Origin of the sequence: Streptomyces viridiviolaceus (assembly GCF_014650995.1) — a bacterium.
Classification (GTDB): domain Bacteria; phylum Actinomycetota; class Actinomycetes; order Streptomycetales; family Streptomycetaceae; genus Streptomyces; species Streptomyces viridiviolaceus.
In genome coordinates this window covers 106,184-128,833 of sequence record NZ_BMWA01000019.1, presented here as the reverse complement: position 1 = coordinate 128,833, position 22,650 = coordinate 106,184, and the positions used below count along the sequence as shown (strand labels likewise).

Below are 22,650 nucleotides of genomic sequence, written 5' to 3'. Positions count from 1 at the left end.
GGCTTCATGGCCAAGGACCTTGACATCACATATCAGGACATGCGGGAAGCGGCCAAGCATGTCGTGAAGGAGAAGGAGAAGCTCCAGGAGAAGCTCGACGGCCTCCGCAAGTACATCAACAACCTCGTCCAGTCGGGCTACGTCACGAAGAGCTCCTCCAAGGCCTTCGACGAGAACTTCGACGAGTTCGTCAACGGCACGAAGACCACGCTGGACGGCCTGGACGGCATGGGCGACTACCTCACCACGGCTGCCGACAAGTTCGAGCAGATCGACGAGGAGCTGGCGAAGCAGGCGCGGAGCAAGTAGCGCTTGCGTCGGCACGGCGACTGAGGTGGGGCGGGCAGCGATGAGTGCCGCCCCGCCTCACTGCTGTGTGGGGGAAATGGGAGGGCCCGATGACGGCCGCGGGCGAAGCTTCTCCGTGGCCCACGCCGCGAGTTCGGGCAGTGGGATCAAGGGCGCGACGAAGACTCCCGGTCAGGTGCCGGTGACCCAGGCCGCCAGGAACACCGTGGGCGCATGTCGCAGGACTGCGGGCCAATGGTTCACATAGGTCGTGAGCAGCGTGAAGACCGCGGTGAAGGCACCCGTCGGAAAGAGGACCTGTGCGGTGACCACGCCGGTGGCCTCGCCGTCGGATCGACCGCGTCGAGGACGCCTCCAGCGGGGCGTCTTAGCGGGGCCGGTGTCGTCCGCGGTCAACCCGTCGTACATGACGGGTCGGCCGGCCCTCACAGCCGGCATCGGGAGCGTGGACTGCCCCTCCGAGACCCCCGGGGGGCGAGATCGGCTCACCGCCTCGAATCCGCCCCCGGTGCCGCTCAATGAGCCGTCACAGGAAGCCGGAGCGTCCGCGCGAAGTCGTCCAGTGGCTCCATTGCCGCGGCGATCACTTCCGGATCGTCGTGGTGCCCGCGGAGCAGGACGTCGGGGAGGCCGGGCTGGGTGTGCCAGTGGTACGTCACCGAGGTCATCATGATGGTGCTGTCCGCGGGGTAGGAGCGGGTGACCCGGACCCCGTCCGCGCCCAGGTGCGGAGAGGCGAACGGAATGCTGCCGGTTCGCTGCTGCCACTCGGGGATCTCCGGGTGCGGCACCGTGAGCGCGGTGATTCCCTCGCAGGAGGACGCGTCACGGGCCTCGCAGTGGAGGCGGGTGGCGTGCATCACCAGCGGCATGTAGGTCAGCGGAACGGGGTGGTAGATGAACGCCTCGTCGGCCTGGAGCTTGTCCCGGAGGGTGACGATCGTCTGCTCGTAGAAGCTCTTGTGGAATCGGCGGAGCTTACGGGTGAGCTCGACGTCATGGATGGCGGCCAGGCCGGTCAGGTGCAGGTCCAGCCATTCCTTGAAGGTCTTCTTGTCGATCTGCAGGTGGAGATAGCCCCAGAGGTCTGGGTTGGCATCCGTGTCGATGTGGAGCGGGGCGCCGAGGTCGGTGCTCCACAGGGTGCCTTCGGTCACGAGCTGTCTCTTTCTTCGGGGGCACGGCGGAAGGGAGCCTTCAGGCGTAGCTCCAGCGGAAGGTGCCCATCACGGCATCGAACAACTCCACCAGGGTGTCGTAGAAGGCAGGGTCCGAGCCGGGCGCGATCAGGGCGCTGAAGGAGAAGGTGAGGTACTGGTCGGGGTCGCTGTCCGGTACCGGAACGAAGTACTCGACCCGGCGGTGGGCGACGTCGACGCCTTGGGCGGCATCGGCGGGTACGTCTCGCTCCGAGCGCAGGGCCGCCGTGTCGTCGAGTTCCCGCGTCTCGGCTCCGGGGGTAACTGAGGCGAGGGCGGCCAAGACAGCTTCCGGGCCGCTGTCGGGTCTCACCCGCGGAATCTCGATCGGCTCCGAAGCCACGATGGACACGGGCAGCGCGACGCCGTGAAGACGTTCGGTGGGGAGGTAGAGGGTCATGCCCCCCTTGGCGCCGGCTCGGCGGACGACCTTCTTCATCTCCTGGGTGAGCTTCAGCCGGGCCTGCGGAATGTCGTCCTTGGGGAAGCCGGCGGGCAACTGTGCGACGGCCTTGCGGACGATGCGGTCCATCGCCTCCTTGGTGCCCGCGCGTAGCGGAATCACGTCCCAGCCGGGCGGCGGCACCAGGTTGAAACCGTTCGGGGGCCGGCGGTGCTCAGCGGTGGTCATTGCGCCCCCGGGTCACTTCCACGGCATAGGCAGCGCCTACGAAGAGGGCCCACGCCGGGGCGGCGATCATGCCCGGCCAGAAACCGAAGAACAGCGAGGGCAGGAAGAAGCCGCCGCCCATGGCCAGATCCCGGGTGAGGTAGGGCGGACGGCCCGCGTACCGGGGGTACTTCGCGAAGACCCAGACGTAGTGCAGGAGGCAGCCGATGATCCCGGCCTCATAGACGTAGAGCACGTCGTTCATCAGTGACTTCGGTACCAGGATCATGATTCCCAACACCGGCAGGAACAGCGGCATCCCGATGATCAGCGTCAACCGGAGCCGCCGGTTGGGGCCGGTGCCGAGCCCGGTGCGGCCGGCTTCGGCCTCGACGATGCGATGTGCCGAGTTCAGATCCATGGTCATCCTCACCAGTGGGTGTCGGGGGCGGGCTTCAGGGTGTTGTCCTTCCAGTCCGAGTAGGCCGCGTTGTACGGCTTCTCGCCGGTACCGAACTCTTCCTTCGTCCAGCTTGTCAGGTCGCTCTTGCCCAGCGACTTGTCCATGACGTCCATCCCCATGCCGGTCCAGGCGATGCCGAGGCCCACCTGATAGGACTTGTACGCCTTGTCCGCCGCGGCTCCTGCGGCCGCCGGGAAGGCAGCCTTGTTGGCCTGCAGCATCTTCGCCATGCCGGCCATCTCCTTGTCGCCGAGGTGTACCAGCGTCGACAACGGGCTGACCCTGAGCGGCCCCTTAGTAACCAAGCCGACGTTCTGGGAGATGGACTTGCGTATCGCGTTACGGGCCGCTCCGAGGGCCTGCCGCCCCGGGCCTTCCGGCAATTTGGTCATCATCCGCCCCGTGTCGTCCAGGATGCCCTTGACGCCCCTGAGTCCTTGCTTCAGGCCGGCGGTCCGGGCGGCCTGGGCGGCACCCACGGTGGCCTTGGCGCCGCTGGCGAGCTTCGCGGCGGCTCCGAGGCCACCCACGACGAGCAGTCCACCCACGACGTCGAAGATGACATCCGTCCAGGAGGCGTCGCCGGACGCCACCAGCAGGAGTCTGAGCCCGATCGTGAGCGCCGCGATGCCGAGGACGAGCAAGTTCAAGCCGGGAATGGCGAGCGCCAGGAAGCCTGCCACCGTCGCGACCCAGCCGAGACCATCGATGAAAGCCTTGATCTCGTCCGCATAGTCATGGGCCCAGCCCTTGACGTCGTCCCACCATGAGTCTTCGATCACGTCGTCGATCTCGTCGCGGATCTTCCCGGCGTAGTGGTTGGCGCGAGTGCTCCGGTTGCCAGTGAGGGTGTGCAGGCGGGTTCGGTACGGCTGGAGGGGGTCGTCGGCGGGACTGGTACCGCTGGGGGACGCGTGCGGGACGTCCTTGTCCTCCGAGGCGGCCTTCTTGGCCTTGTCGGCCTCGACCTCCTCCTGCTTCTCCTTGGCCTGGCGCAGGAGTTTGTCGGCGTCGCTCTGGAAGTCCTCCAGCTCGTTGGACCACTTGGTCAGATGGCCGTGCACGCGCTCGTACCGTCCGGCCACCTCCCGCATGTGCTTCTCCAGCGTGCCGGACTCCTCACGCAGGCGTTTGACGTACTTGCCCTTGAGCGTGTCCTCGTCGCTGATCGCCTTGAGGTTCTTGGCCTGGTCCCGGAGTTTCTCGGCGACCGAGATCATGTGCTTGACCTCGGCACGGATCTCCTCCGGATCGCCGGGAACGGGATCGGATTCGCACAGCGGCTGCCAGTCCACCGGACGGCGCTTGGATGTCGGGGTCATGGCGTCACTTCTTCTGCTTCTTCTTGTTCGCCTTGGCCAGCTCGTCGTCGAGGTCCTCGAACGCCTTCTTGCTGCCGGCCACCAGCTGCCCGACCGATTCGATGGACTCGATGAGTCTGGTGCGGTAGTCGTCCCAGTTGTCGACGAAGTCCTCCATGGCCCCGGCGACGGCACTGGAGCCCCAGTGCTCCTTCATGTCGTCCCGGCGGTTCTCGATGTCCTCGAAGGTCTTCTTGAGCTGACCGAGCTTGCGCTCGCAGTCTGCGAGGAAGTCGAAGTCGACCGTCAGGTCCGGCTCACCCATGCAGTTTCCTTCCCCCGTGTTTGATCACGCTAAGGCGTGCGCCGTGGGACAAAGTGTCGGCCAAGACGGCTGACGATAGTGGTGGGGTTATCGGTTTCGCCAAAGCGAACTTCTCCGAGAGTGCTGGCAAAGTGGGACGTACGGTGTTCGGCGGTTTGGTCGTGTCCTGTCCGTGTCGATCGGCAACGGTTCAGAACGCTGTACTGTCCAGTCGCCGTCGCTCAGTCACCGGGGAGGACTGGCGAGCGTTGGGCGTCGGTGCTGTGGAGGAGGGGCAGTCGCATCAGGTACTCGTGGATCTCGCTGCGTTTCTCGTCGGTGATGACCGTCAGCCACGACCCGGACGAACGCAGGCTGCAATGGTCCGCCACCGGCGACCCTCTGCAACCCTGGCGGGCGGCTCGGGAGCCTTGGTGATCCTGCACCAGGCGGCACACTCTGCCTGAAGGCCGAGGCGATCCCGCGCGACCTTGGTCATGATCCCGTGTCTCATCACCGGTTGACGGCCTGGATTTCCTGAACAGTCACATCCTGGTCGTTCCCAAAGGTTCCGTCGGGCAGCTTCCCGCCGGCACCGCCGGTCCCTGTCCAGGTGATCTCCCAGGTGACGGTCGCCTGCAGCTTGAAGCTTCCGCCGCTGGAGGAACGCAGGTACTTGAGCCCGCACGGCGGCGTCCGCTCGGCCTTGCCCTTGGCGTACGGCTCCCCGATCGACCCGTCCTCGCCGAACGTGCACTCACCCGACCCGGGGTACGTCTCCGCGTCCGGCGTACCGGGCTCCAGTTTGAGGGACACGGGCTTGGCGGTGGTGGTGGCCTGGATGTTCAGGCCGGCAACGTTGAGGGAGGCCGTGACCGACGTCTCCTTGAACTCGGACTTGTCCAGCCAGGCCCAAGTGGGAAGGTTGACCTTGGTGGCGTTCTCCGGAGCGAGCGTGACGCGGGTCTCGGGCAACTGGATGGCGTTGTAGGCCGCTTCGGCGAGGATCTCGGGTGTAACCGCCTGCTCCACACCGGGGTCGTCGTTGTTGTCCACCCAGAAGGGGAGCTTGTCGCATTCCATGCTGGCGGGATCGTCCAGGCGGTCAGGGTTCTGGACGGCGACCCACCAAGCCCCTTCGTCCGCCTTCTCCTTGTTGTAGTCCTTGTACTCGCCGTCCTTGTACATGTCTCGGTACTGGCCGACCGCGGTCTTGGCGTAGCTGTGCTGGCCGGGAGTGTTGACGGTCTCCTTGTACATCGTCTCGACGTGCCGACTGAACTCGGCGACGGAACGCGGTTCGTACCAGCAGGCGGGCGGGGTCCAGTCGGACACGGGCTGCACGGCATTGCCACCGCCGCTGGGGCGTACAGAACCCGAGTACGTCACCCTGGAGATGAGGGTGCCGCCGCTGGAGCTGCCGCTCTGTTGGGTGTCGCCCTGGGTGCCCTTGCTGGGGGGCCAGTCCGCGGATGCCGTTCCGGGCACGGCGAGAGCGAGAGCTCCGGCGAGCAGGCCGGTCACGGCGAATCGGCCGCGCATGGTCACGGAGTGCATGATTCGTGCCCCCTCTGCGACGTGAGCTTCGTCGTCTGCCAGACGCCTTGCCCGTTCTTCTCCAGGCGCGTGGTGTAAAGGACGTACGACTTGTCGGTCACCTCGGTCTTGAAGACCTTCCCCGACTTGCGGTCCTTGGCGTAGGCCTTGCCCTGATCCTCGCAGTAGACGACGCCCGCGGAGGCCGAGTCGAAGACGTCGACCTTGGCGTTGTAGTAGCGGTTCTCGCCCGTGATCGTGTAGCCGTCGCCGACGATGGACTGAACCCAGTCCTGCGCTTCGCCGAGGGCGGTGCCGGTGTAGTAGAAGCTCAGCGCCGAGAACTCGGGGTTCCCTTGGGTGATGGCGTAGTTGGTGGCGTCAATGCGTTGGGCGACATCCTTGAGGACCGCGTCCTGGGTGTCGTCCGCGGCCCTCCACTCCTGGAACGTGTCCTTGAGGTCGTCCGGAAGCGTGATCCGGGGACGGCCAACTACTCCCTCCGTCTCGGAGGAGGCCGACGGCTTCGCCCCGCCTGTCTCCGCCCCTGCGATCGCGTCGTTCGCATCGGACTTGTCCTCCCCGTCGCCGCACGCGGTCAGCAACAGTGCTGCGGATGCCGCCAGCGCGACAGCAACGGGCAAAGTGCGGCGCTTCACAGTGAACTCCCCGTGAGACAGAAATGCAGTCGAGGGTACTGACGGTATCTGTGGGGTTCCCGGCTTCGCCAGAGTGAACTACTTGAAGAATCAGGGCAATTTTGGGTGTATTGGCGCTCGCGGCGGCTCTCTGTGTCCTGATCGTGTTCAAGCGGGAGTGGCCCCGGGACATCCGGCTGACGCCCGTGTCCCCTCGGACGGTTACGGCGATGTCGCGCTCGTCAGGGTGCCCCCGGATACGCGAGGTGCGACTGACAGCCGAGGGGCCCCGTGGCAGGCGACATGTCCGGGAGTGCGGGACGGGCTCGAGCCCTTGTCGGCCGTTGTCGGCTTCGGGGTGCTGGTCCTGTCGGTCGCCGGAGTCGGGCGGTGGTTCGCGCGGGAGTCCGCGCCGGTGCTGTTCGAGCTGCCTGGAGGGTCCTGGGCGGACGGGGGCGTGCTGGGGCTGGTCAGCGTGCAGAGGTGGGTCGGGGTCGCGGGGTACGGGTTCACGAACCGCACCCGGGTGAGCACATTCCCGGGACCGGAACCGCGTTCCTCGCGTACGCCGTCTGGACGGGGCTGGTCGGCCGGCTCTGCCATCGGTGGCGTCGTGCGCGCCGTCGCGGAGCGGCAGGCGCGGGAGCGGGAGAGGCTGCGGAAGCCGCGCAAGAAGGGGGAAGGGAAAGAGCCGCGCTGCTCGGCAGCGGTAGTTCCGTTCCGCCGTGCCGACGGATGCGCCGATAGGGTCATCGCATGGTCTACATCTCCCCTCGTGCCCTCCGAGGAAGCCGCGGTAACCGGCTGGCTGTTGGTGTTGTCCTGTTCCTCACCTGGCTCCTTCTGAGCGTGTCCCTGACCTGCGCGGCCATCGGCCTGCGCGGCGTCGACCTGCTGGGGAAGGTCGGGCTCGCGGCGGGCGCCGTCTCTTCGTGTCTCCTCGTGTGGTGGTCTGCCCGTTTCTGGTACGCCGCCTTCTGTGAGGGGCGGCGTGACACCCCTGTCGAGGAGCCCGATGCGTGGCCGTGGTGCCTGCCGGGGGTGCTGATCGGAGTGGCGCTCGTCGTCACGGGCGTACGGGCGCTGGCCCGAGGCGACAGCAGCGGGTGGTTCAGTCTCGGGTTCGCGCTGGTGTTCGGTGTGCCGTCCGCTCTCGGTCTGCTCGTCGGTGTGGGGATGCGGCGCGTGGCGCAGGCGCCTGTGCCGCAGCCGGTCGAGCCGCCGCGGCCCCGGCGGGACTGGGGGCCGATCGGGAAGTAGCCAGGGGCCGTTGGGACGTCGGCCCCTGGTCAAGTAAACGCTCCCTTGGGCACTTCGACGGTCCTCCACTCCACCCAGTGGCCGAGGCGTTCATAGCGGCCCGCCAGCCACAACAGGAGATACGGCACCACCAAGCCCACCGGCACCATGATCCCTGTGGGTAGGAACCAGCCCAGTTGGGCGGTGCACAGGCAGGCGGCCAGCAGGGCCGTCGCCAGGCGGGCGAAGGAGGCCGCGACCGTCAGCGTCGCGTGACGGCTCTCCGGCGCCCGCTGGAGCGCCGCGCTGATCAGGGTGCCCAGCGTGATGCCCGCGCAGAAGCCCCAGAGCAGGCCGCCGGGCAAGAACATCGCCGGTGCGCCCGCCGCCGGGAAACCGAAGGACATGCCGCACAGCAGGCCCGCGCACGCTCCGCCGAAGCCGCAGACGAGGACGGCCGTACCGGCCAGCTGGGCGCGGATCCGCTCGGCGACGGTGAGGCCGTCGGCACCGGACTCCCTCGGGAAGACGGAGCCCGAGCAGACGGCGAAGAGGGGAGTGCCCAGCACCACGAGCAGAGCCGCGCCGAACAGGCCATCACTCTTTCCGGGGCTGTCGGCAGCCGGGAAGAGACCTTCGACACTCCAAGCGGCCGCCGCCAGCAGCACGGTGATCAGCCACTGGGAGGCCAGCAACACCCAACCCGCACGGATCCTCAACCGCCGCAGCCACGCCACCGGGGTCTGCAGCAGGCCGGACAGAGGCATGGCGACGAGGAACCAGGTGACGATGAACGCCTCGCCACCACGGCCCGTTTCCCGGACGCGTTCGAAGAGGGCCGACGAGGAGGACAGCCCGAACCGTTCCGGTGACGTGACCAGCGCGATGGTGAGGGCGAGTGACCCCACCATCCCGGTGATGCCCGCCGCGATCCGCAGGGCCTTGTCCCGGGAGGCCGCGGCGTCCGCCTCCAAGCGGGTGGCAGACGTACGGCTCACCTCAGCTTCGCGTTCTGCGCCTCGACCACCGCGACCGGCAACTCCGCGTCACTGGGGCGCGCGTTGGCGATGGCCATGCCGTTGACCGAGAAGTACACGCCGACGACGTCACCGCTGCGCACGACCTCGGTGTGCAGGGTGTGCGAGGCACTCCGGAAGGTCATCGTCGCCGAGAAGCCCAGCGACTCGTCGCCTGCCGGCGCGACCTTCTCCGCCGTCACGGAGTCGTACGTGCTGGTGCCGCCGCTCGCCTCCGCCGTGAAGCCGCTGCCGCAGGACCGCACGGCCTTCTCGACGTCCGCCACGGCGGACTGCGCCTCGCCGTCGGACGCGTAGGCGGTGATCGTGACGTACGTGTGCGCGCTGTCGGGCCCCTTCGCGTCCTCCGACAGCACCCGGGTGAGGTCGGCCACCGGGTCACCGAGGGGCAGTTGGTTCATGGCGTGGGCCAGCGGCGCGCAAAGCTGCTCGTCGACCTTCACCTCCTCCACGGACTCGGCGAAGAGGAACTCGTCGTCCGGCTCCTGCACCGTGAACCCCTCGACGTCGGCGGCCGTGACCATGAGCCCGGCAAGGCGCTGCGCCGGAGTGACCTCCTTCGCCGTGGAGGCGGACGCCTGCGGCCTGTCGGCCGTCGCGTCCGAGTCCGCCTCTCCACCGCACGCGGTGAGCGCTGCGAGGGACAGCAGGGCGAGGGCGGAGGCGGCGGCCGAGCGGGCTTGCTTCATGGAGAGGGCTCCTTGGGTGCTGCGTCGTGCGGTGGAGGGGTGGGGGCGTAGATCAGCCGTTTTCGTCGAGCGACTTCCTGGGAACGGGTGCCAGTTCCGGCACCTGGGCTCTCCCCACCGCCTGCGCCGCCCACCTGGCATACGCCAGGGCTACGACCAGGAGCAGACCCGCGGAGGCGCAGGACGACATCGACTTCCTGGCCGACGCGGGCATGCCGGAGGCCCGAAACGGCCGGACAACGCCCACCGCGAGGGCCGGCGCACCGAGCCGGACGGGAGGCCGGCACCGTCCCACTCACCAGGAGAAGTTCCACGAGCCCCCGTGCTTTCCCCGTACGTCCCCGTCACCGATCCGAGCGAAGATCATGGCACGCCCCGTTCGGCGCTTCGTGAGTGAATCGTGCAGGCCTGATGGCCAGTCCGTGACGAACAGCGTGCGGACGGCGTCCGTTCGCATCGACCGTGGCTTCGCATGCGCACAGTCGGCCGGCGCTGCTGTGGCGCCCTGCCCAACAGGGCGGCAGGGTCGTGGAATTGCAGATGGATAACTGTGAGCAGGCCGAGGTTCGGGGCAACGGCCGTGCCTTGAGGGGCTTATGTGCGGCTGATACGGTGCGAGGGCTTGACACTCGCCTCTACGCAGCCTATTCGCCCAGGTCGGACAGGCTCGGGCGGAGTGTCCGAATTTGCAGATGATTCTGCGCACTTGGCAGACATTTCTTGGGTGTACGGGGAGCGGTTGCGTGAAGATCCAAGAGCGTACGGGGGCGGGCGCGGGCCGTTCCGCGACTCCGGCTCAGCCGTCGGTCGGTGACCGGCTTCCCACGCCTCCTCGCGAGCGCAAACCCGCACTGGCCGCGCTGGCGGTGCTGCTGATCCTGGTGGGCGCGCTGGGCGCGACCATGCTCGTGCTGCGCGCCGGGGACCGGATCGAGGTCGTCAAGGTGACGGAGGACATCCAGGCCGGCGAGGCGATCACGGACAACAACGTGACCTCGGTGATGGTCGCCGCCGACTCCGGCATCAACTACGTCGAGTGGTCGCAGCTGGACACCATCAAGACCTACAAGGCCAAGTCCACGATCTACGGGGGCTCCCTCGCCGTCGGCGAGATGTTCGCCAAGGAGGAGCAGCTCCCCGCCGGCAAGGCCACCGTCGGTCTCGCCCTCAAGGAGGGCCAGTACCCCGAGGGCATCAAGTCCGGTGACGTCGTCGCCGCCTACCGCGTCGGCACCAGCGGCTCCAGCTCCTCCTCCGACTCCGACAACGACGCCTCCTCGTCCTCTTCCTCCGGCGGCGCCATCGTCGACGACGCCCGGGTCGAGAAGGTCGCGAACGACAGCGACTCCACCGTGAGCACCGGCAGCAAGTCGCTCACGCTCCTCGTCGACGCGGCCGACGCGGCAGCCCTCGCCTCCGCGGCCTCCGCCGGCGAGGTCGCCGTCGTGCGCGTCCCCGGCAAGTAGAAGGCGACCGCAGAAGCCATGGCGCTCATCGCTATCGCCGCCGACAAGGGTTCCCCCGGCGTCACCACCGCGGCCGTCGCCCTCGCGGCGGTCTGGCCGCGCCGCGTCCTGCTCGCCGAGACCGACCCGGCCGGCGGCGACCTGGTGTACCGGTCCGCCGCGGCGCACGGCGGGCCGCTCAACCCCAACACCGGCATGCTGTCCATCGCCGCCACCGCGCGGCGCGGACTCGTGCCCGACCAGCTCTGGGACCACGTCCAGCCGTTGAGCGGCGGGCTCGAGGTCCTCGTCGGACTCGGCATCGCCGAGCAGGCCGCCGGCCTCGCGGGCCTGTGGCCCACCCTCGGCCGGGCCTTCTCCTCGCTCGCCGACTCCCCGAACGCGCCCGCCGACGTCATCGCCGACTGCGGCCGCATCAGCGGGGACACCCCGGCCGTGGAGCTGTTCCCGCACGCCGCCCTGGTGCTGCTCGTCTCCCGTACCGAGCCCGAGGCCATCGCCCGCGTCCGGGACCGGGCCGCCGCGCTGTCCGCCAAGCTGCACGGAGGCCCGCGCGGTGCCGCTAGCCTCGCCACCCCGCTGATCGGCGTCGTCCTGGTCGCCGACCCGAACAACGCCGGCAAGCTCGCGAGCCAGGTCAACGACATGCTCGTGCACGCCCAGACCGGCGCCCGCGTCGTCGGCACGCTCGCCGACGACCCGGCCGGCGCCGACCAGCTGGCGGGCCGCAAGCGCGGCCGACTGGAGAAGTCGCTGCTGATCCGGTCCGCCCGCAAGGTCACCGCCGACCTCTACCAGCAGTTCGGCGCCGCCTGGTCCGTACCCGCCGACCCGCACCTGAACGGCCATGCGGGGGCCGGCCGATGACCGCTGTCGACCACTCGTTGGTCAAGCGGTTCCGGCAGGAGGCCGGCGACCGCATCGCCGAGCAGCGCCGGCTCGACCAGGCCAGCGGCGTCACCCCGATGTCGACGGAGGACGAGCGGCAGTACGCGCGTGCCGTCATCGCCCAGATCCTGGAGGAGTACGCCCGGGCGGAGATCAACGCCGGCCGTACGCCGCTCGACGCGGAGACCGAGGAGCAGTACGCCGCCGCCGTGCACGCCGCGCTGTTCGGCGTGGGACGGCTGCAGCCGCTCCTCGACGACCCCGAGGTCGAGAACATCGACATCAACGGCTGCGACCACGTCTTCGTCGGCTACTCCGACGGACGCGAGGTGCGCGGCGACGCGGTCGCCGACACCGACGAGGAGCTCATCGAGCTGATCCAGGTGCTCGGCGCGTACTCGGGTCTGTCGTCCCGCCCCTTCGACTCCGCCAACCCGCAGCTGGACCTCAGGCTGCCGGACGGTTCGCGTCTGTCGGCGGTCATGGACGTGGCCCGGCGCCCGGCGCTGTCCATCCGCCGCGCCCGCATGGGCAAGGTCTTCATCTCCGACCTGGTCGGCAACGGCACGCTCACCCCCGAGCTGGGCCACTTCCTGGCCTGCGCGGTCCGCGCCCGGAAGAACATCATGATCGCGGGGGCGACCAACGCCGGCAAGACGACCCTGCTGCGGGCCCTCGCCAACGAGATCCCGCCGCACGAGCGGCTCATCACCGTCGAGCGCGCACTGGAGCTCGGGCTCGACACCTTCCCCGAACTCCACCCCAACGTCGTGGCGTTCGAGGAGAGGCTGCCGAACTCCGAGGGGCAGGGCGCCATCAGCATGGCGGAGCTGGTCCGCCGCTCCCTGCGCATGAACCCCTCCCGCGTCATCGTCGGCGAGGTGCTCGGCGACGAGATCGTGACCATGCTGAACGCGATGTCCCAGGGCAACGACGGCTCGCTGTCCACGATCCACGCCAACAGCTCCAGCGAAGTCTTCAACCGCATCTCCACCTACGCGCTGCAGGCATCGGAGCGGCTGCCCATCGAGGCCAGCCAGATGCTGGTGGCGGGCGCGGTCAACTTCGTCGTCTTCATCCAGCGGCGCAACAACTACCAGACCGGAGGCCGGCTCCAGCGCATGGTCACCTCCGTCCGGGAGGTCAACGGAGTCGACGGGCGCGTGCTCTCCAGCGAGGTGTTCGCCGAGGCCCCCGACGGCCGGATCGTGCCGCACGCCCCCATCTCCTGCCTGGAGGACCTGATCGCGCACGGCTACCGGCCCAACGGAACGTGGGGGTGACACAGTGACCACGCACACCTCGGCCGTGCCGCTCGCGGCACTCGACTCGCTCGGCTCCATGGGCGGCCTGTTCTCCACCACGGTCCTGTACTCGATCGCCAGCGGCGTCGCCGTCGGCGGCGGCCTCGCGCTGCTCCTCGTCGCCGTACGCGGTCTGCCCGCCAAGCCCGAGCACGAGAAGCAGAAGGCCAGCGAGCGGGCCAACGAACTGATCCGCTTCGCAGGGCAGCGCGGCTCCCTGGCCGCCATCGTCGGCCTCGTCGTACTGCTCCTCACACGCTGGGCGGTGGCGGGCATCGCGGCCGGCGTCCTCGTCTTCTTCTGGGACCGCCTCTTCGGCGGCGCCGCCGAGGAACGCGCCGCCATGCGCCGCGTGGAGGCCCTCGCCTCCTGGACGGAGTCGCTGCGCGACACCATCGCCGGCGCGGTCGGCCTGGAGCAGGCCATCCCGGCCTCGGCCCGCGCCGCCGCCCCCGTCCTCCGCCCGCACCTGGACGCCCTGGTCGACCGGCTGCGCGCCCGCACCCCGCTGCCCGACGCGCTCCAGCACCTCGCCGACGAGATCGACGACGCCTCCGCCGACATCATCGTCGCCGCGCTGATCCTCAACGCGCGGCTGCGCGGCCCGGGTCTGCGCCAGGTCCTCGGGGCGCTCGCCAAGTCGGCGCGCGAGGAGGTCGACATGCGCCAGCGCGTGATGGCGCAGCGAGCCTCGACCCGTCGCTCCGTGCAGATCGTCGTGGCGGTGTCGGTCCTGTTCGTCCTCGGCCTGTCCATCTTCAACCGGGACTTCGTCGAACCGTACGGCTCACCCGTCGGCCAGCTCGTCCTGGCCTGCGTCTGCGGCCTGTTCGCGCTGGGCTTCTGGTGGCTGCGCAAGCTGTCCACCATCGAGACGCCCGAACGCTTCCTGGTGCGGGACGAGGCCGGGGTGCAGTTCGTACGTCCCCGTACGCCGTCCGCGCAGCAGTCGCCACAGGCACAGCAGCTGCCGTCGCAGGAAGAGGGGGCACGGCGATGAACCTGACGATGCCGGTGCTGGTCGGCGCGGTCATCGGCCTGGGCGTCTACGCCCTCGTCCGCGCCCTGATGCCGAGCAGGCGGAGCGCGATCCAGCAGGTCGCCCGGATCGACGCGATGCGGGCGCGCGGGGCGGCGTACGAGTCCGCCCGCACCGCGAAGGACACGGGCCGGTTCGGCTCACTGCGCGCCCAGGTCGGTACGCGCGTCGCCGAGTTCTACCTGCAGCAGGGCTGGGAACAGCGCTCGCTGCGCGCGGACCTGGCGGTGCTCGACCGCAGCTGGGAGAAGTTCCTGGCGACGAAGGCCCTGCTGGGCGTGGCCGGCCTGTTCTTCGGCCCGTTCCTGTTCGCGATCGTCTGGACCCTGGGCGTCGGGCGCAGCCCGATCATCCCGGTCTGGCTCGCGCTGCTCTGCGCGGTCGTCTTCTTCTTCCTCCCCGACCTGGAGGTACGGCGGGACGCGGCCGAGAAGCGCCGTGACCTGCGGCGCGTGATCGGCGCCTACCTGGACCTGGTCTCGATGAGCCTGGCCGGCGGCCGGGGTCTCCCGGAGGCCCTGATGGCGGCGGCGGAGGTCTCCGACGGCTGGGCGACCCAGCGCATCCGCAACGCCCTGTCCGACGCCCGCATCACCGGCCTCAGCCAGTGGCAGGCGCTCGGCCAGCTCGGCGAGGAGCTCGGCGTCGAGGAACTCAAGGACCTCTCCGCATCCCTGGCCCTGGTCGCGGACGACGGCGCGAAGGTCCGCGAGTCCCTCGCCTCCCGCGCCGAGACCATGCGACACCGCGAACTCGCCGAGATCGAGGGCAGCGCGGGTGAGAAGTCCCAGTCGATGCTCGTGGCCCAGCTGCTGCTGTGCGCGGGGTTCCTGGTGTTCCTGATCTATCCGGCGGCGATGCGGGTGTTCCAGGTGTGACCCGGTCACCGGCTGCCCCAGCTACGAACGCTCCCAGAACCAATCCGAGAGGACGACAACCCACCATGAACGGACGGAACTTCCGCACCGGCATCCCGGCCGTGGACTTCCTGGTCACCTTCCTGCAGGCCCGCGTGGAGCGCGCCCGCTCCGGCGAACTGGACCGAGGCGCGTCCGCGGTCGAGTGGGTCATCATCTCCGCGGTCGTCGTGGCGATCGTCGGCGTGGTCGCGGCCATCATCAACGCCGCGCTGAGCGAGGGCGCCAACAAGGTCGGCGACTGCATCAAGGGCGCGGACGCGGGCAAGACCTGCTGACCGTACGTACGGCGTTGACGGGGATGACGGGGATGCCGGCACGCGTGCTCGGACGAGTGCGCCGCAGGGTGGAGGCCGCGCGGAAGGCGGCGGCCACGCGCGGCGATTCCGGCATGACCGCGATCGAGTTCGTGCTGCTCACCCCGGTCCTGTTCTTCATGATCTTCGCGACCGTGCAGTTCGCGCTGTACTTCTTCGCCGACCACGTGGCCCAGGCGGCGGCCCAGGCGGGCGCGCGCAAGGCACGTGCGACGGCCCACGACCAGCCCGGCGGCTGGCGGGGCGAGGCACGGGACGTGGTCGACAGCTACATCCAGCAGCTCGGCCCGCAGCTGGTCCTGTCGCCGGACGTGACCATGCTCCAGCCGGAGCAGGACACGGTGGGCGTGGAGATCACGGCCCGGATCCCGACGGTGTTCCCGGGCCTGGACCTGACGGTGCACGCGCAGTCGGTGGGGCCGGTGGAACGGTTCGTGCAGGAGGGGGAGAACTAGATGGTCCCCGCCCGTATCAGGGCCCGACTGTGCCGAGCCGACGACCGGGGCCTGTCCACCGTCGAGGTGGTCATCCTCGCCCCGGTGATGATCCTCTTCATCCTGGTCCTCGTCGCCTTCGGGCAGCTGGTGGACGGCCGCGGCGCGCTCGACGGCGCGGCCCGGGACGCGGCCCGCGCCGGCTCGATCCAGAAGGACCACGGCACGGCGATGGCCGAGGCGCGCAAGGCTGCCGAGGCCAACCTGGAGGACGTCTGCTCGGGCCCTGTCTCGGTCGTCCAGAAGAGCGCGGGCTTCGAACCCGACACGCTCTTCACGGTCGAGGTGAGCTGCGAGGTACGCGGCCTCGCCATGATCGGCCTGGACATCCCCACGACGCTGTCGGCGAGCTTCAGCTCCCCGCTGGACCCGTACCGGAGGACGGCGTGAGGGCCCTCGTACGCACGTGGCTCGCGGACCGGCGCGCGCGGATGGACGACCGCGGGTCGGGTGCCGGCGCGGTCATCGTCTTCGCCCTGGTCTTCCTCTCCCTCTCGGCCTTCGTCATCGACGGCGGCATGTCCATCTCCAAGCGCGAGCGCGCGGCGGACATCGCGGAACAGGCGGCCCGCTACGCCGCCCAGGACATCGACCGCGAGGCCCTCTACGACGACGTGGGCGGCCCCGCGCCGATCAACTACGAGAACTGCGACGCGAGGGTCAAGGCCTTCGCCCGCGAGATGGACATGACCGGCCCGGACATCGCCGCGACCCACTGCGTGGCGGCCGACGCCGAGCAGGTGGAGGTCGAGGTCCAGCTCACCTACTCCCCGGTCTTCACGGGGATGTTCTACGGGGGCGACGTGACGGTCCACGGACAGGCGGTGGCGGAGAACGAGGTGGGCTGAGCCGACGTCGCCCTGCTTTCCCTTCTCCCGGTTACTCATCCCCCACCCATGGAGGTACGACTCTCATGCGCACGCGCTCGACGACGGCAGCCGCGGCTGCCCTGACGGCGGCGGTGGCGCTGCTGCTGACCGGCTGTGGCGGATCCGACGGCGGGGACTCGGGGGAGGATGAGATCGCGGGGGCGGACGCGGGCTCCTCGGCGTCAGCGTCACCCTCGCCGACGGCGATCGATGAAGCCGTCGACCGCCCGGCGGTCAGCCTGCCAGAGGGCGACAACCTGGTCTTCACTCCCGAGACCACGGGTGACGCCAAGGCGGATGCCGTACTGAAGGACAATGCGGAATACCTGCGCTCCATCGACGAGGCGATCGGCAAGCAGGACCCCAAGTCCAAGTCCGTGGCCTTCTACAGCAAGGACTCGGCCTACATCGGGTCCGTGGAGTGGATCAGCGGCTTCGTCAAAGACGGGGTCACGGTGACAGGGACGGTCCGCTACTTCGACCGCAAGGTCACCTTCAGCAAGGACGGGTCCGCCGGGCTCACCTACTGCGCCGACGAGTCGAAGGGCTACACGAAGGACGTCAAGACCGACAAGGTCAACGTGACCGAGGCGACCAAGGACTCGTATGTCCTCTACAACGACCGCTTGAGGAAGAACGACAAGGGGGTCTGGCAGACGACCAAGAGCACCTCGGAGCGCGGAAGCGAGGTCTGCCAGCCGTGAAGCGCGTAGTCAGGCACGCGGCGCTGGGCACTGCCGTGGCCCTGTTGATCACATTGCAGGCCACGCCGGCCGCGTGGGCAGATCGAACCACGACTAGTGGCACGAGCAAGGATGCGAACGGCGGTCGAAACGGCCGCACCATGTACGTTCAGACCAAGGTGCAGACAACGGTCAGCGGCAACAGCACCACTGCCAAGACCGGGTCGCTCTCGTCCACCGACGCCAACTGGACGCCGCCAGCGTGCTGGTACGAGCCCGCCTTCTCCCCGAAGGAGATCGAGGCGACCGTCAAGTTGTGGCGGAGCATCGACGGTCTGCCGTTCCTGGGCGGTGTCGGGGATTTCGTGGGCGACACTCTGGACCACCGTTACAAGGACGGACACCCCTACAAGGACTACAACCTCGACAAACAAGGCGAGGGCATGTTCTGGGCAGCCGTTGTCAACCCGAACCGCAAGGACGACCCCGAGGCCAGCGCCTGCGACAAGCCCCCCTTCTGGGTGGACAACGGCGACACCCCCGACGAACCCCTCGCCCTCACTCCGCAGGTCCTCGCCGAGTACGCCTACGACGAACTCCCCGTCCCGGACACGGAGATCAAGATGGCGCCGGCGGAGACGACGAAGGTGAATCTGCCGACCTGGATCTGGCTGGACAAGGCGAAGTTCAAGAAGATCTCGGTCACCGCCAGCCTCCCCGGCACGGGCCTGTCGGCGACCACCACCGCCGAGCCCGTCTCCCTGCACATCGAACCCGGCACGCGCGACGCCCGGACGTACCCCGCCTCCGGCGACTGCGAGATCAACGCCGACGGCAGCATCGGCGAGCCGTACGAGAAGGGCAGGGCGAACGACACGCCACCCTGCGGCGTCACCTACCTGCGGGCGTCCGGCTCCGGGAACTCCTACCCGCTGAAGGCCACCGTCACCTGGAAGATCTCCTGGACGAGCACGACGGGCGAGGGCGGCGACCTGCCCGACGGCACGTTCGGCGCGACACAGGACGTGACGGTGCAGGAGATCCAGTCGGTGAACCGCTGACGCGCACCGACGGACCGGGCCGCACGGCCCCGGGCGCCGGTGGAGGCCGCACGGCGTCCACCGGCTCGTGGGCCGTCGGCCGCGTCATTTGTCACCGCCGCCCTTGCCACCCTTCCCGCCCCGCTTGTCCTCCGTCTTCACGGCATCGTTGACCTGCTTGGTGAGTTCGTCGTCGAGCTTCTTGAATTCGCGGACGACGGCGTCCGACATGGAGGCGAGTGCGTCGAGCTGCTGGGTGATGTCCTCGCGGCCGTCCTCCCAGTTGGACTCGAAGTCGCCGAGGGCGTCGTTGACGCTGCCGTCGCCGATGTCGTCCTTGTAGGACTCGAAGAGCTTCTTGGTGTGGTTCAGCCGCGTCTTGAGGGACCGCAGCCGACGCCCGTAGTCCTCCAGCTCGGTCAGCGGCAGCGCGAGGTCGCTCTTGCCCTTGCCCATGGCCTGAAGCCCCCACTCAACAAGTCAGACGAAACGGAAAGTGCTGGTCACAGCGTCAAAGATGTCGTGGAACGCCTCGGCCAGGTCCAGCACAGGGCTGGCCCCGGAGACGAGGACGACCTGGTCGGTGGTTCCCGGGACGGGGATGTACGTCTGGGTCAGCACCATGCGCAGGGTACGACTGTCGCCCTGAGCGACGGGCACGTCCTCGACCCCGTACGTCCGTGCGGCCGTACCGACGTCAGGGATGTCGACGGTCGTGACCTTGCGCCAGGCGTCGCCCTCTCGGCGAGGGTTGATCGTGCGCAGGCTTCCGGCGATGGCTCTGGGATCGGTGGACAGGGTGGCGCCTTGTTTGTTCTGTGCCCCCAGGGCGGAGACGGTGACGGTTGCAGACAGCGGTACACCGTCGAAGTTCTCTGCCATACAGCCCATGTAGAGGGCGCCCGACTCGTAGGCGTCGTTGGCCATTTTGCGGAGCATTGCGGTCAGGTCGGATCTGTAAGGAGCCAGCTCAGGGAAGGCCCGCGCCCGCTCGTCAACCAGACTCCGGATGGTCGCCTCACGGCCCTCGGGACGGATGTCAAACTCCCACCATGAATCCGGGACTGAAAGGGACAAGCCAGCCGGTATGACATCCGTCGAGGTCATGAGGCCTCCTGTTTTATCTGAGTCGGGTCTTAGGGTCAGGCAAAGAATTTACGGACTTCGGTTGGTGCCTCACCCTTCCTTCTCCATTGAGCGCCGAGATGGGCGGCAATCAACTTAAAATCCTCGGCTTCGAGTTGGAAATCAGAATCTGCTTCGTGTTCTCGTACCTCGATGTTTCCCTCGGGCAAAGTCATTCGCAGGCCGCCCAGTGGATTGCCGAGCGCGTCCGCCAGGTGAATGGATGCTGATTCTTCGTCCAGTAGTAGGAACGCTTCCCGGGTTCCGTCTACAAGAGCTCGATAGAGATAGGGGGACCCTCCGCTGGATGTCAGTTTCAACAGAAAGGAGTGAGCCATTCTTATTCCTCTGCGGTGACCGGTCGACCGTGCCCGTCGCGAGCTGCGGCAGCTTGGTCCCAAGTGTATCCAGCGTCGATCGTCGCCCCATGAGCCGTGCTGTAGCTCTTGTTTCCTGTGGTCTTCATGTAGTTGGACTCATGCAGTTCGTGTCGAAGCAGATCGATGTCGGCAGGGTGCGGGTTGCCGTTGCTGAGTCTCTGCCATGCTTCCGCGATGCGCGGATTTGCGTCGAACCGTGCCATATAAGCGTCGCCGTAACTATCGAGGAGGTGCTCCTCGTGGAAGAGATGATTTTTGATCTGTTCGATGTCGGATCGGGAAAATCCGTGTTCCGCGGCGGTTTTGGCGACATTATCGATGTCGTCGGCGGAGCGGATGGCGTCATAAGCTTCATCCGCCCACTCGGTGACGAAGTCGAGGTCACTACGTGCGCGGCGCAGCGCTCCCCCGGTCTGTAGCCATCGGTCGACCTGTCTGAGGCCTGTCAAGCCCTGGCGCATTCCTCGAAGTGACTCGGCTATGTTCTTCAGTCCGCCGCCGATGCCGTTCATCAACCCGGTACCGAGGGCGCGCAGTCCGCCCGCCTTCCAGAGCTTCCCGAGCTTGGCAAGGCTCGTGAATCCCTTCGTGGCAGGTATACAGTCCAGGGCTGCCCATAGGAGGTCCCCCCAGCCGGCCTGGCCCTTGATGACTTTTCTTATCGTGTCGGCCATCACGACCAGGGCCGCCGCGAAGACCAGCCACCCCAGCGGCCCGCCCACGATCATCACGATGATGCCGACGACGGCCACGACCCACTTGCAGACGGTGACGATCTCGTCCCAGTGGTCGGAGACCCAGTCGCCGATCTCCTCCCACCAGTGCCGGTTCGGGATGCCGGCGTCGGACGCTTCCTTGAGCTTGGTCACCGTCCGGCGGGCGGCGTCCTCGCGCAGGCCCTTCGCCTGATCGGCCAGTTTCTTGGCCGCGTCGAGGGCGCTCTGCGCGCTCTCGACGTTGCGCTCGGCCGCGGCCTGGCGGGCCTTCGCGTGCTGGGCGTCGCGGGTGGCGCGGCGGACGTCGGCCTCGTCCGGCTTGGGGACTTCCTTGCCGCCGTTCTTGGCGGGGTCGTACGAGTCCACCTTCTCGGTCGCCGTACGGACCCAGTCGTTGGCGCCGCTCAACGCCGTCTGTGCGGTGGTGAGTTCCTCGCGTGCCTTGCGGCCGTCGCGGAGCGCCTTGTCGGCCTTCTCCTGGGCGTCCTGGAGATCGGGCCAGAAGGTGGCCAGCGCGTCGCCTGCCAGGTCGTACGACTTCTTCAGCTTGCGCAGCTTCTTGGGGGCGTCCTCGAACTCCTCGGCGAACACGTCCGCCGTCTTGCCCGCCCAGGAGAGGATCTCGTCCTCCTTGGCGATGCCCTTGAGGTCGCGCAGGACGTCGGCCACGTCGTCGGCGAAGTCGTGCAGGGTGCCGGCGAGTTTGCGGATGCGGTGCGGGTCGCCCGGGGCCGGGTCCTTGTCCAGGTCGAGTATGTGCCAGTCCGTCGGCCTGTGCGGCACCTGTGTTCCCCCTCATAACACCTGCAACGCCTGTATCAGAACGTGTGTGTGAAGGTATCGCACGGCGGTGTGGCGGTCCTACGGGCGGTCAGGTGGTTGAGCGTGGTGTGTCCGCTTTGAGAGCCGCGATGAAGTTGGCGAAGGTTTCGGTCGGAAAGGAGAGGGCGGCCTGCGTAGGGGCTTTCGAGTCGCGTATGGCTATGCGGCTGGGCAGGGTTGCGACTTCGACGCAGGTATCCCCCTCGCCGCCACCGGAGTAGGTGGACTTACGCCAACACAGGGCCTCGGTCATGGATCTCCTCACATTTCCTTTGTCAAATGGTGGATGAAGTCTCGCGAAGCGATGGGGTCCAGCGACGCCTTCCCAACTTCGCGAAGCAGTGTTCGAAGCCGCTTCAGCTGGGCTTCTGCATCGAGGAAGACGACGCCGGTGGGGGCATCACGGAGCCCGGTGTCCAACTGGGGCACCGGGCCTCCCAGGTACATCATCGAAGCCCCGGCGCCGGCGAACCCGTCCTGGTCGGTTGGGATGACGCGTACGGTGACGTGACCCTCCTCGATCTCGTCCAGGATCTTCCGGAGTTGTTCGCGGGAGCCGTGACGGTCGGACACGCGGATCCGCAGCGCCATCTCATGCACGAGCGTCGTGTACGGAGTCGGCTCGTCACCCGTGATGACAGCCCGTCGTCTCATCCGGTGGTCCACTCGAAGCTCCAGCTCGCTCTCGAGAAGCTCTGGATTCATGTAGCGGAAGACTGCACGGGCATAGTCCGGTGTCTGAAGGAGCCCAGGAACATAGGTGGTGACGACTTCGCGGAGGAATGTGGCGTGGTGCTCCGCCTCGGCGACGTCCAAGTGCACGGGGGACAGGACTCCTCGGTACTCATCCCACCAGCCGCGCGTGCGGTCGCCCGCCATTTCCACCAAGGCGTCGATCAGCGCCTCATCCGCGCAGCCGTAATACGCCGCCAGGCTGCGGATGCGCTTGGCGCTGACAGCCGCGATACCCGCTTCGACGTGACTCATCTGTCCTGACGTCGAGTTCAAGAACGCTGCCACATCGCGAGCCTTCAGTCCCGCGGCCTCACGCAGCCTGCGCAGTTCGGCTCCCAGGCGGATCTGCCGGGCGGTGGGGTGGCTCCTCGGCGCCATACGCCCTCCTGTTCTCAACAGCCTTGAACTCGTGCCACGTTCGGGTGCCAGGTTACTCAGCGGGTTGCAGGGGGAGAAATTAGTGCCCTACCGTCGGTGATGCGGCGCACACGCTGCGAATTGCCGGGGCTCCGGAAGCGCACCGCTCCGTC

29 protein-coding genes are annotated in these 22,650 nt (G+C 68.1%); 13 read left to right on the top strand and 16 right to left on the bottom strand.

Going from position 1 to position 22,650, the window contains the following annotated elements; all coding sequences use genetic code 11:
- Positions 1-6: 6 nt before the first annotated feature.
- Entirely contained in the window at positions 7-309 is a 303-nt protein-coding gene (locus IE260_RS26810) for a WXG100 family type VII secretion target (RefSeq protein WP_189876211.1), read from the top strand.
- A gap of 171 nt (positions 310-480) precedes the next feature.
- Here the strand turns inward: IE260_RS26810 and IE260_RS26805 are convergent, their stop codons facing one another.
- The 8 genes from IE260_RS26805 to IE260_RS26770 form a co-directional block, all read right to left on the bottom strand.
- Positions 481-621 carry a hypothetical protein gene (locus tag IE260_RS26805; RefSeq protein WP_189876209.1) on the bottom strand — a complete coding sequence of 47 codons (141 nt, stop codon included), beginning with the start codon at positions 619-621 and terminating at the stop codon, positions 481-483.
- A gap of 203 nt (positions 622-824) precedes the next feature.
- Positions 825-1,466, bottom strand: coding sequence for a hypothetical protein (locus IE260_RS26800; RefSeq protein WP_189876207.1), 642 nt, complete (start codon positions 1,464-1,466; stop codon positions 825-827).
- A gap of 40 nt (positions 1,467-1,506) precedes the next feature.
- Positions 1,507-2,139, bottom strand: coding sequence for a hypothetical protein (locus tag IE260_RS26795; RefSeq protein ID WP_229881290.1), 633 nt, complete (start codon positions 2,137-2,139; stop codon positions 1,507-1,509).
- Complete coding sequence (locus tag IE260_RS26790) at positions 2,126-2,539, bottom strand: hypothetical protein (RefSeq protein ID WP_189876315.1); 414 nt, start codon at positions 2,537-2,539, stop codon at positions 2,126-2,128. Before IE260_RS26790 ends, IE260_RS26795 begins: the two co-directional genes overlap by 14 nt.
- An 8-nt stretch (positions 2,540-2,547) precedes the next feature.
- Positions 2,548-3,903: a spectrin repeat-containing protein gene (locus IE260_RS26785; protein WP_229881288.1), complete on the bottom strand. Its 1,356-nt coding sequence runs from the start codon at positions 3,901-3,903 to the stop codon at positions 2,548-2,550.
- A gap of 4 nt (positions 3,904-3,907) precedes the next feature.
- Entirely contained in the window at positions 3,908-4,207 is a 300-nt protein-coding gene (locus IE260_RS26780) for a hypothetical protein (protein ID WP_189876206.1), read from the bottom strand.
- Positions 4,208-4,699: 492 nt separating this feature from the next.
- Positions 4,700-5,743: a hypothetical protein gene (locus IE260_RS26775; RefSeq protein WP_189876204.1), complete on the bottom strand. Its 1,044-nt coding sequence runs from the start codon at positions 5,741-5,743 to the stop codon at positions 4,700-4,702.
- Complete coding sequence (locus tag IE260_RS26770; protein WP_189876202.1) at positions 5,731-6,381, bottom strand: hypothetical protein; 651 nt, start codon at positions 6,379-6,381, stop codon at positions 5,731-5,733. The genes IE260_RS26775 and IE260_RS26770 overlap by 13 nt, the downstream gene beginning before the upstream one ends.
- A gap of 828 nt (positions 6,382-7,209) precedes the next feature.
- Here IE260_RS26770 and IE260_RS26765 point away from each other — a divergent pair.
- The gene (locus tag IE260_RS26765) at positions 7,210-7,620 is read left to right on the top strand and encodes a hypothetical protein (RefSeq protein WP_189876200.1); all 411 of its coding nucleotides are present in this window, start codon (positions 7,210-7,212) and stop codon (positions 7,618-7,620) included.
- Positions 7,621-7,649: 29 nt separating this feature from the next.
- Here IE260_RS26765 and IE260_RS26760 read toward each other — a convergent pair whose 3' ends face one another.
- A complete protein-coding gene (locus IE260_RS26760; protein ID WP_189876198.1) occupies positions 7,650-8,597 on the bottom strand; it encodes a hypothetical protein in 948 nt (315 codons plus the stop codon).
- On the bottom strand, positions 8,594-9,325 hold the full coding sequence (locus IE260_RS26755) for a hypothetical protein (RefSeq protein ID WP_189876196.1): 732 nt from the start codon (positions 9,323-9,325) through the stop codon (positions 8,594-8,596). The genes IE260_RS26760 and IE260_RS26755 overlap by 4 nt, the downstream gene beginning before the upstream one ends.
- Positions 9,326-10,068: 743 nt before the next feature.
- Between IE260_RS26755 and IE260_RS26750 the strand changes: the two genes are divergently transcribed.
- From IE260_RS26750 to IE260_RS26700, 11 genes are all read left to right on the top strand, one after another.
- A complete protein-coding gene (locus IE260_RS26750; protein WP_189876195.1) occupies positions 10,069-10,791 on the top strand; it encodes a hypothetical protein in 723 nt (240 codons plus the stop codon).
- An 18-nt stretch (positions 10,792-10,809) separates the two neighbouring features.
- On the top strand, positions 10,810-11,658 hold the full coding sequence (locus IE260_RS26745; RefSeq protein WP_189876193.1) for a hypothetical protein: 849 nt from the start codon (positions 10,810-10,812) through the stop codon (positions 11,656-11,658).
- Positions 11,655-12,962, top strand: coding sequence for a TadA family conjugal transfer-associated ATPase (locus IE260_RS26740; RefSeq protein WP_189876191.1), 1,308 nt, complete (start codon positions 11,655-11,657; stop codon positions 12,960-12,962). Before IE260_RS26745 ends, IE260_RS26740 begins: the two co-directional genes overlap by 4 nt.
- Before the next feature lie 58 nt (positions 12,963-13,020).
- The gene (locus tag IE260_RS26735) at positions 13,021-13,983 is read left to right on the top strand and encodes a type II secretion system F family protein (protein ID WP_189876309.1); all 963 of its coding nucleotides are present in this window, start codon (positions 13,021-13,023) and stop codon (positions 13,981-13,983) included.
- A complete protein-coding gene (locus tag IE260_RS26730; protein ID WP_189876189.1) occupies positions 13,980-14,900 on the top strand; it encodes a type II secretion system F family protein in 921 nt (306 codons plus the stop codon). Before IE260_RS26735 ends, IE260_RS26730 begins: the two co-directional genes overlap by 4 nt.
- A 65-nt stretch (positions 14,901-14,965) precedes the next feature.
- Positions 14,966-15,217, top strand: a complete 252-nt coding sequence (locus tag IE260_RS26725) for a hypothetical protein (RefSeq protein WP_189876187.1) — start codon at positions 14,966-14,968, stop codon at positions 15,215-15,217.
- A gap of 32 nt (positions 15,218-15,249) precedes the next feature.
- The gene (locus IE260_RS26720; RefSeq protein ID WP_189876185.1) at positions 15,250-15,711 is read left to right on the top strand and encodes a TadE family protein; all 462 of its coding nucleotides are present in this window, start codon (positions 15,250-15,252) and stop codon (positions 15,709-15,711) included.
- Complete coding sequence (locus tag IE260_RS26715; protein ID WP_189876183.1) at positions 15,712-16,140, top strand: TadE/TadG family type IV pilus assembly protein; 429 nt, start codon at positions 15,712-15,714, stop codon at positions 16,138-16,140. It begins immediately after the preceding gene.
- Positions 16,137-16,598: a pilus assembly protein TadG-related protein gene (locus tag IE260_RS26710; RefSeq protein WP_189876182.1), complete on the top strand. Its 462-nt coding sequence runs from the start codon at positions 16,137-16,139 to the stop codon at positions 16,596-16,598. The genes IE260_RS26715 and IE260_RS26710 overlap by 4 nt, the downstream gene beginning before the upstream one ends.
- A 65-nt stretch (positions 16,599-16,663) precedes the next feature.
- A complete protein-coding gene (locus tag IE260_RS26705; RefSeq protein ID WP_189876180.1) occupies positions 16,664-17,323 on the top strand; it encodes a hypothetical protein in 660 nt (219 codons plus the stop codon).
- A complete protein-coding gene (locus IE260_RS26700) occupies positions 17,311-18,363 on the top strand; it encodes a hypothetical protein (RefSeq protein ID WP_189876307.1) in 1,053 nt (350 codons plus the stop codon). The genes IE260_RS26705 and IE260_RS26700 overlap by 13 nt, the downstream gene beginning before the upstream one ends.
- A gap of 84 nt (positions 18,364-18,447) precedes the next feature.
- On the opposite strand, the gene IE260_RS26695 is transcribed toward IE260_RS26700, so the two are convergent.
- The 6 genes from IE260_RS26695 to IE260_RS26670 all read right to left on the bottom strand — a co-directional run bounded on the left by IE260_RS26695 (position 18,448) and on the right by IE260_RS26670 (position 22,498).
- On the bottom strand, positions 18,448-18,798 hold the full coding sequence (locus IE260_RS26695) for a hypothetical protein (RefSeq protein WP_189876178.1): 351 nt from the start codon (positions 18,796-18,798) through the stop codon (positions 18,448-18,450).
- A gap of 24 nt (positions 18,799-18,822) precedes the next feature.
- A complete protein-coding gene (locus IE260_RS26690) occupies positions 18,823-19,449 on the bottom strand; it encodes a hypothetical protein (protein WP_189876176.1) in 627 nt (208 codons plus the stop codon).
- A gap of 35 nt (positions 19,450-19,484) precedes the next feature.
- Positions 19,485-19,805, bottom strand: coding sequence for a hypothetical protein (locus tag IE260_RS26685; protein ID WP_189876174.1), 321 nt, complete (start codon positions 19,803-19,805; stop codon positions 19,485-19,487).
- A gap of 2 nt (positions 19,806-19,807) precedes the next feature.
- Positions 19,808-21,346, bottom strand: a complete 1,539-nt coding sequence (locus IE260_RS26680) for a putative T7SS-secreted protein (protein WP_229881286.1) — start codon at positions 21,344-21,346, stop codon at positions 19,808-19,810.
- 88 nt (positions 21,347-21,434) lie between these two features.
- Positions 21,435-21,638, bottom strand: coding sequence for a DUF397 domain-containing protein (locus IE260_RS26675; protein WP_189876172.1), 204 nt, complete (start codon positions 21,636-21,638; stop codon positions 21,435-21,437).
- Between the two features lie 8 nt (positions 21,639-21,646).
- Positions 21,647-22,498: a helix-turn-helix domain-containing protein gene (locus IE260_RS26670; RefSeq protein WP_189876170.1), complete on the bottom strand. Its 852-nt coding sequence runs from the start codon at positions 22,496-22,498 to the stop codon at positions 21,647-21,649.
- Positions 22,499-22,650: the final 152 nt, after the last annotated feature.

Coding starts and splice junctions, on each gene's coding strand:
- IE260_RS26810 (WP_189876211.1), top strand. CDS start 7: ATGGCCAAGGACCTTGACATCACATATCAGGACATGCGGGAAGCGGCC.
- IE260_RS26795 (WP_229881290.1), bottom strand. CDS start 2,139: ATGACCACCGCTGAGCACCGCCGGCCCCCGAACGGTTTCAACCTGGTG.
- IE260_RS26790 (WP_189876315.1), bottom strand. CDS start 2,539: ATGGATCTGAACTCGGCACATCGCATCGTCGAGGCCGAAGCCGGCCGC.
- IE260_RS26785 (WP_229881288.1), bottom strand. CDS start 3,903: ATGACCCCGACATCCAAGCGCCGTCCGGTGGACTGGCAGCCGCTGTGC.
- IE260_RS26780 (WP_189876206.1), bottom strand. CDS start 4,207: ATGGGTGAGCCGGACCTGACGGTCGACTTCGACTTCCTCGCAGACTGC.
- IE260_RS26775 (WP_189876204.1), bottom strand. CDS start 5,743: ATGCACTCCGTGACCATGCGCGGCCGATTCGCCGTGACCGGCCTGCTC.
- IE260_RS26755 (WP_189876196.1), bottom strand. CDS start 9,325: ATGAAGCAAGCCCGCTCGGCCGCCGCCTCCGCCCTCGCCCTGCTGTCC.
- IE260_RS26745 (WP_189876193.1), top strand. CDS start 10,810: ATGGCGCTCATCGCTATCGCCGCCGACAAGGGTTCCCCCGGCGTCACC.
- IE260_RS26740 (WP_189876191.1), top strand. CDS start 11,655: ATGACCGCTGTCGACCACTCGTTGGTCAAGCGGTTCCGGCAGGAGGCC.
- IE260_RS26735 (WP_189876309.1), top strand. CDS start 13,021: ATGGGCGGCCTGTTCTCCACCACGGTCCTGTACTCGATCGCCAGCGGC.
- IE260_RS26730 (WP_189876189.1), top strand. CDS start 13,980: ATGAACCTGACGATGCCGGTGCTGGTCGGCGCGGTCATCGGCCTGGGC.
- IE260_RS26725 (WP_189876187.1), top strand. CDS start 14,966: ATGAACGGACGGAACTTCCGCACCGGCATCCCGGCCGTGGACTTCCTG.
- IE260_RS26720 (WP_189876185.1), top strand. CDS start 15,250: ATGCCGGCACGCGTGCTCGGACGAGTGCGCCGCAGGGTGGAGGCCGCG.
- IE260_RS26715 (WP_189876183.1), top strand. CDS start 15,712: ATGGTCCCCGCCCGTATCAGGGCCCGACTGTGCCGAGCCGACGACCGG.
- IE260_RS26705 (WP_189876180.1), top strand. CDS start 16,664: ATGCGCACGCGCTCGACGACGGCAGCCGCGGCTGCCCTGACGGCGGCG.
- IE260_RS26695 (WP_189876178.1), bottom strand. CDS start 18,798: ATGGGCAAGGGCAAGAGCGACCTCGCGCTGCCGCTGACCGAGCTGGAG.
- IE260_RS26690 (WP_189876176.1), bottom strand. CDS start 19,449: ATGACCTCGACGGATGTCATACCGGCTGGCTTGTCCCTTTCAGTCCCG.
- IE260_RS26685 (WP_189876174.1), bottom strand. CDS start 19,805: ATGGCTCACTCCTTTCTGTTGAAACTGACATCCAGCGGAGGGTCCCCC.
- IE260_RS26675 (WP_189876172.1), bottom strand. CDS start 21,638: ATGACCGAGGCCCTGTGTTGGCGTAAGTCCACCTACTCCGGTGGCGGC.
- IE260_RS26670 (WP_189876170.1), bottom strand. CDS start 22,498: ATGGCGCCGAGGAGCCACCCCACCGCCCGGCAGATCCGCCTGGGAGCC.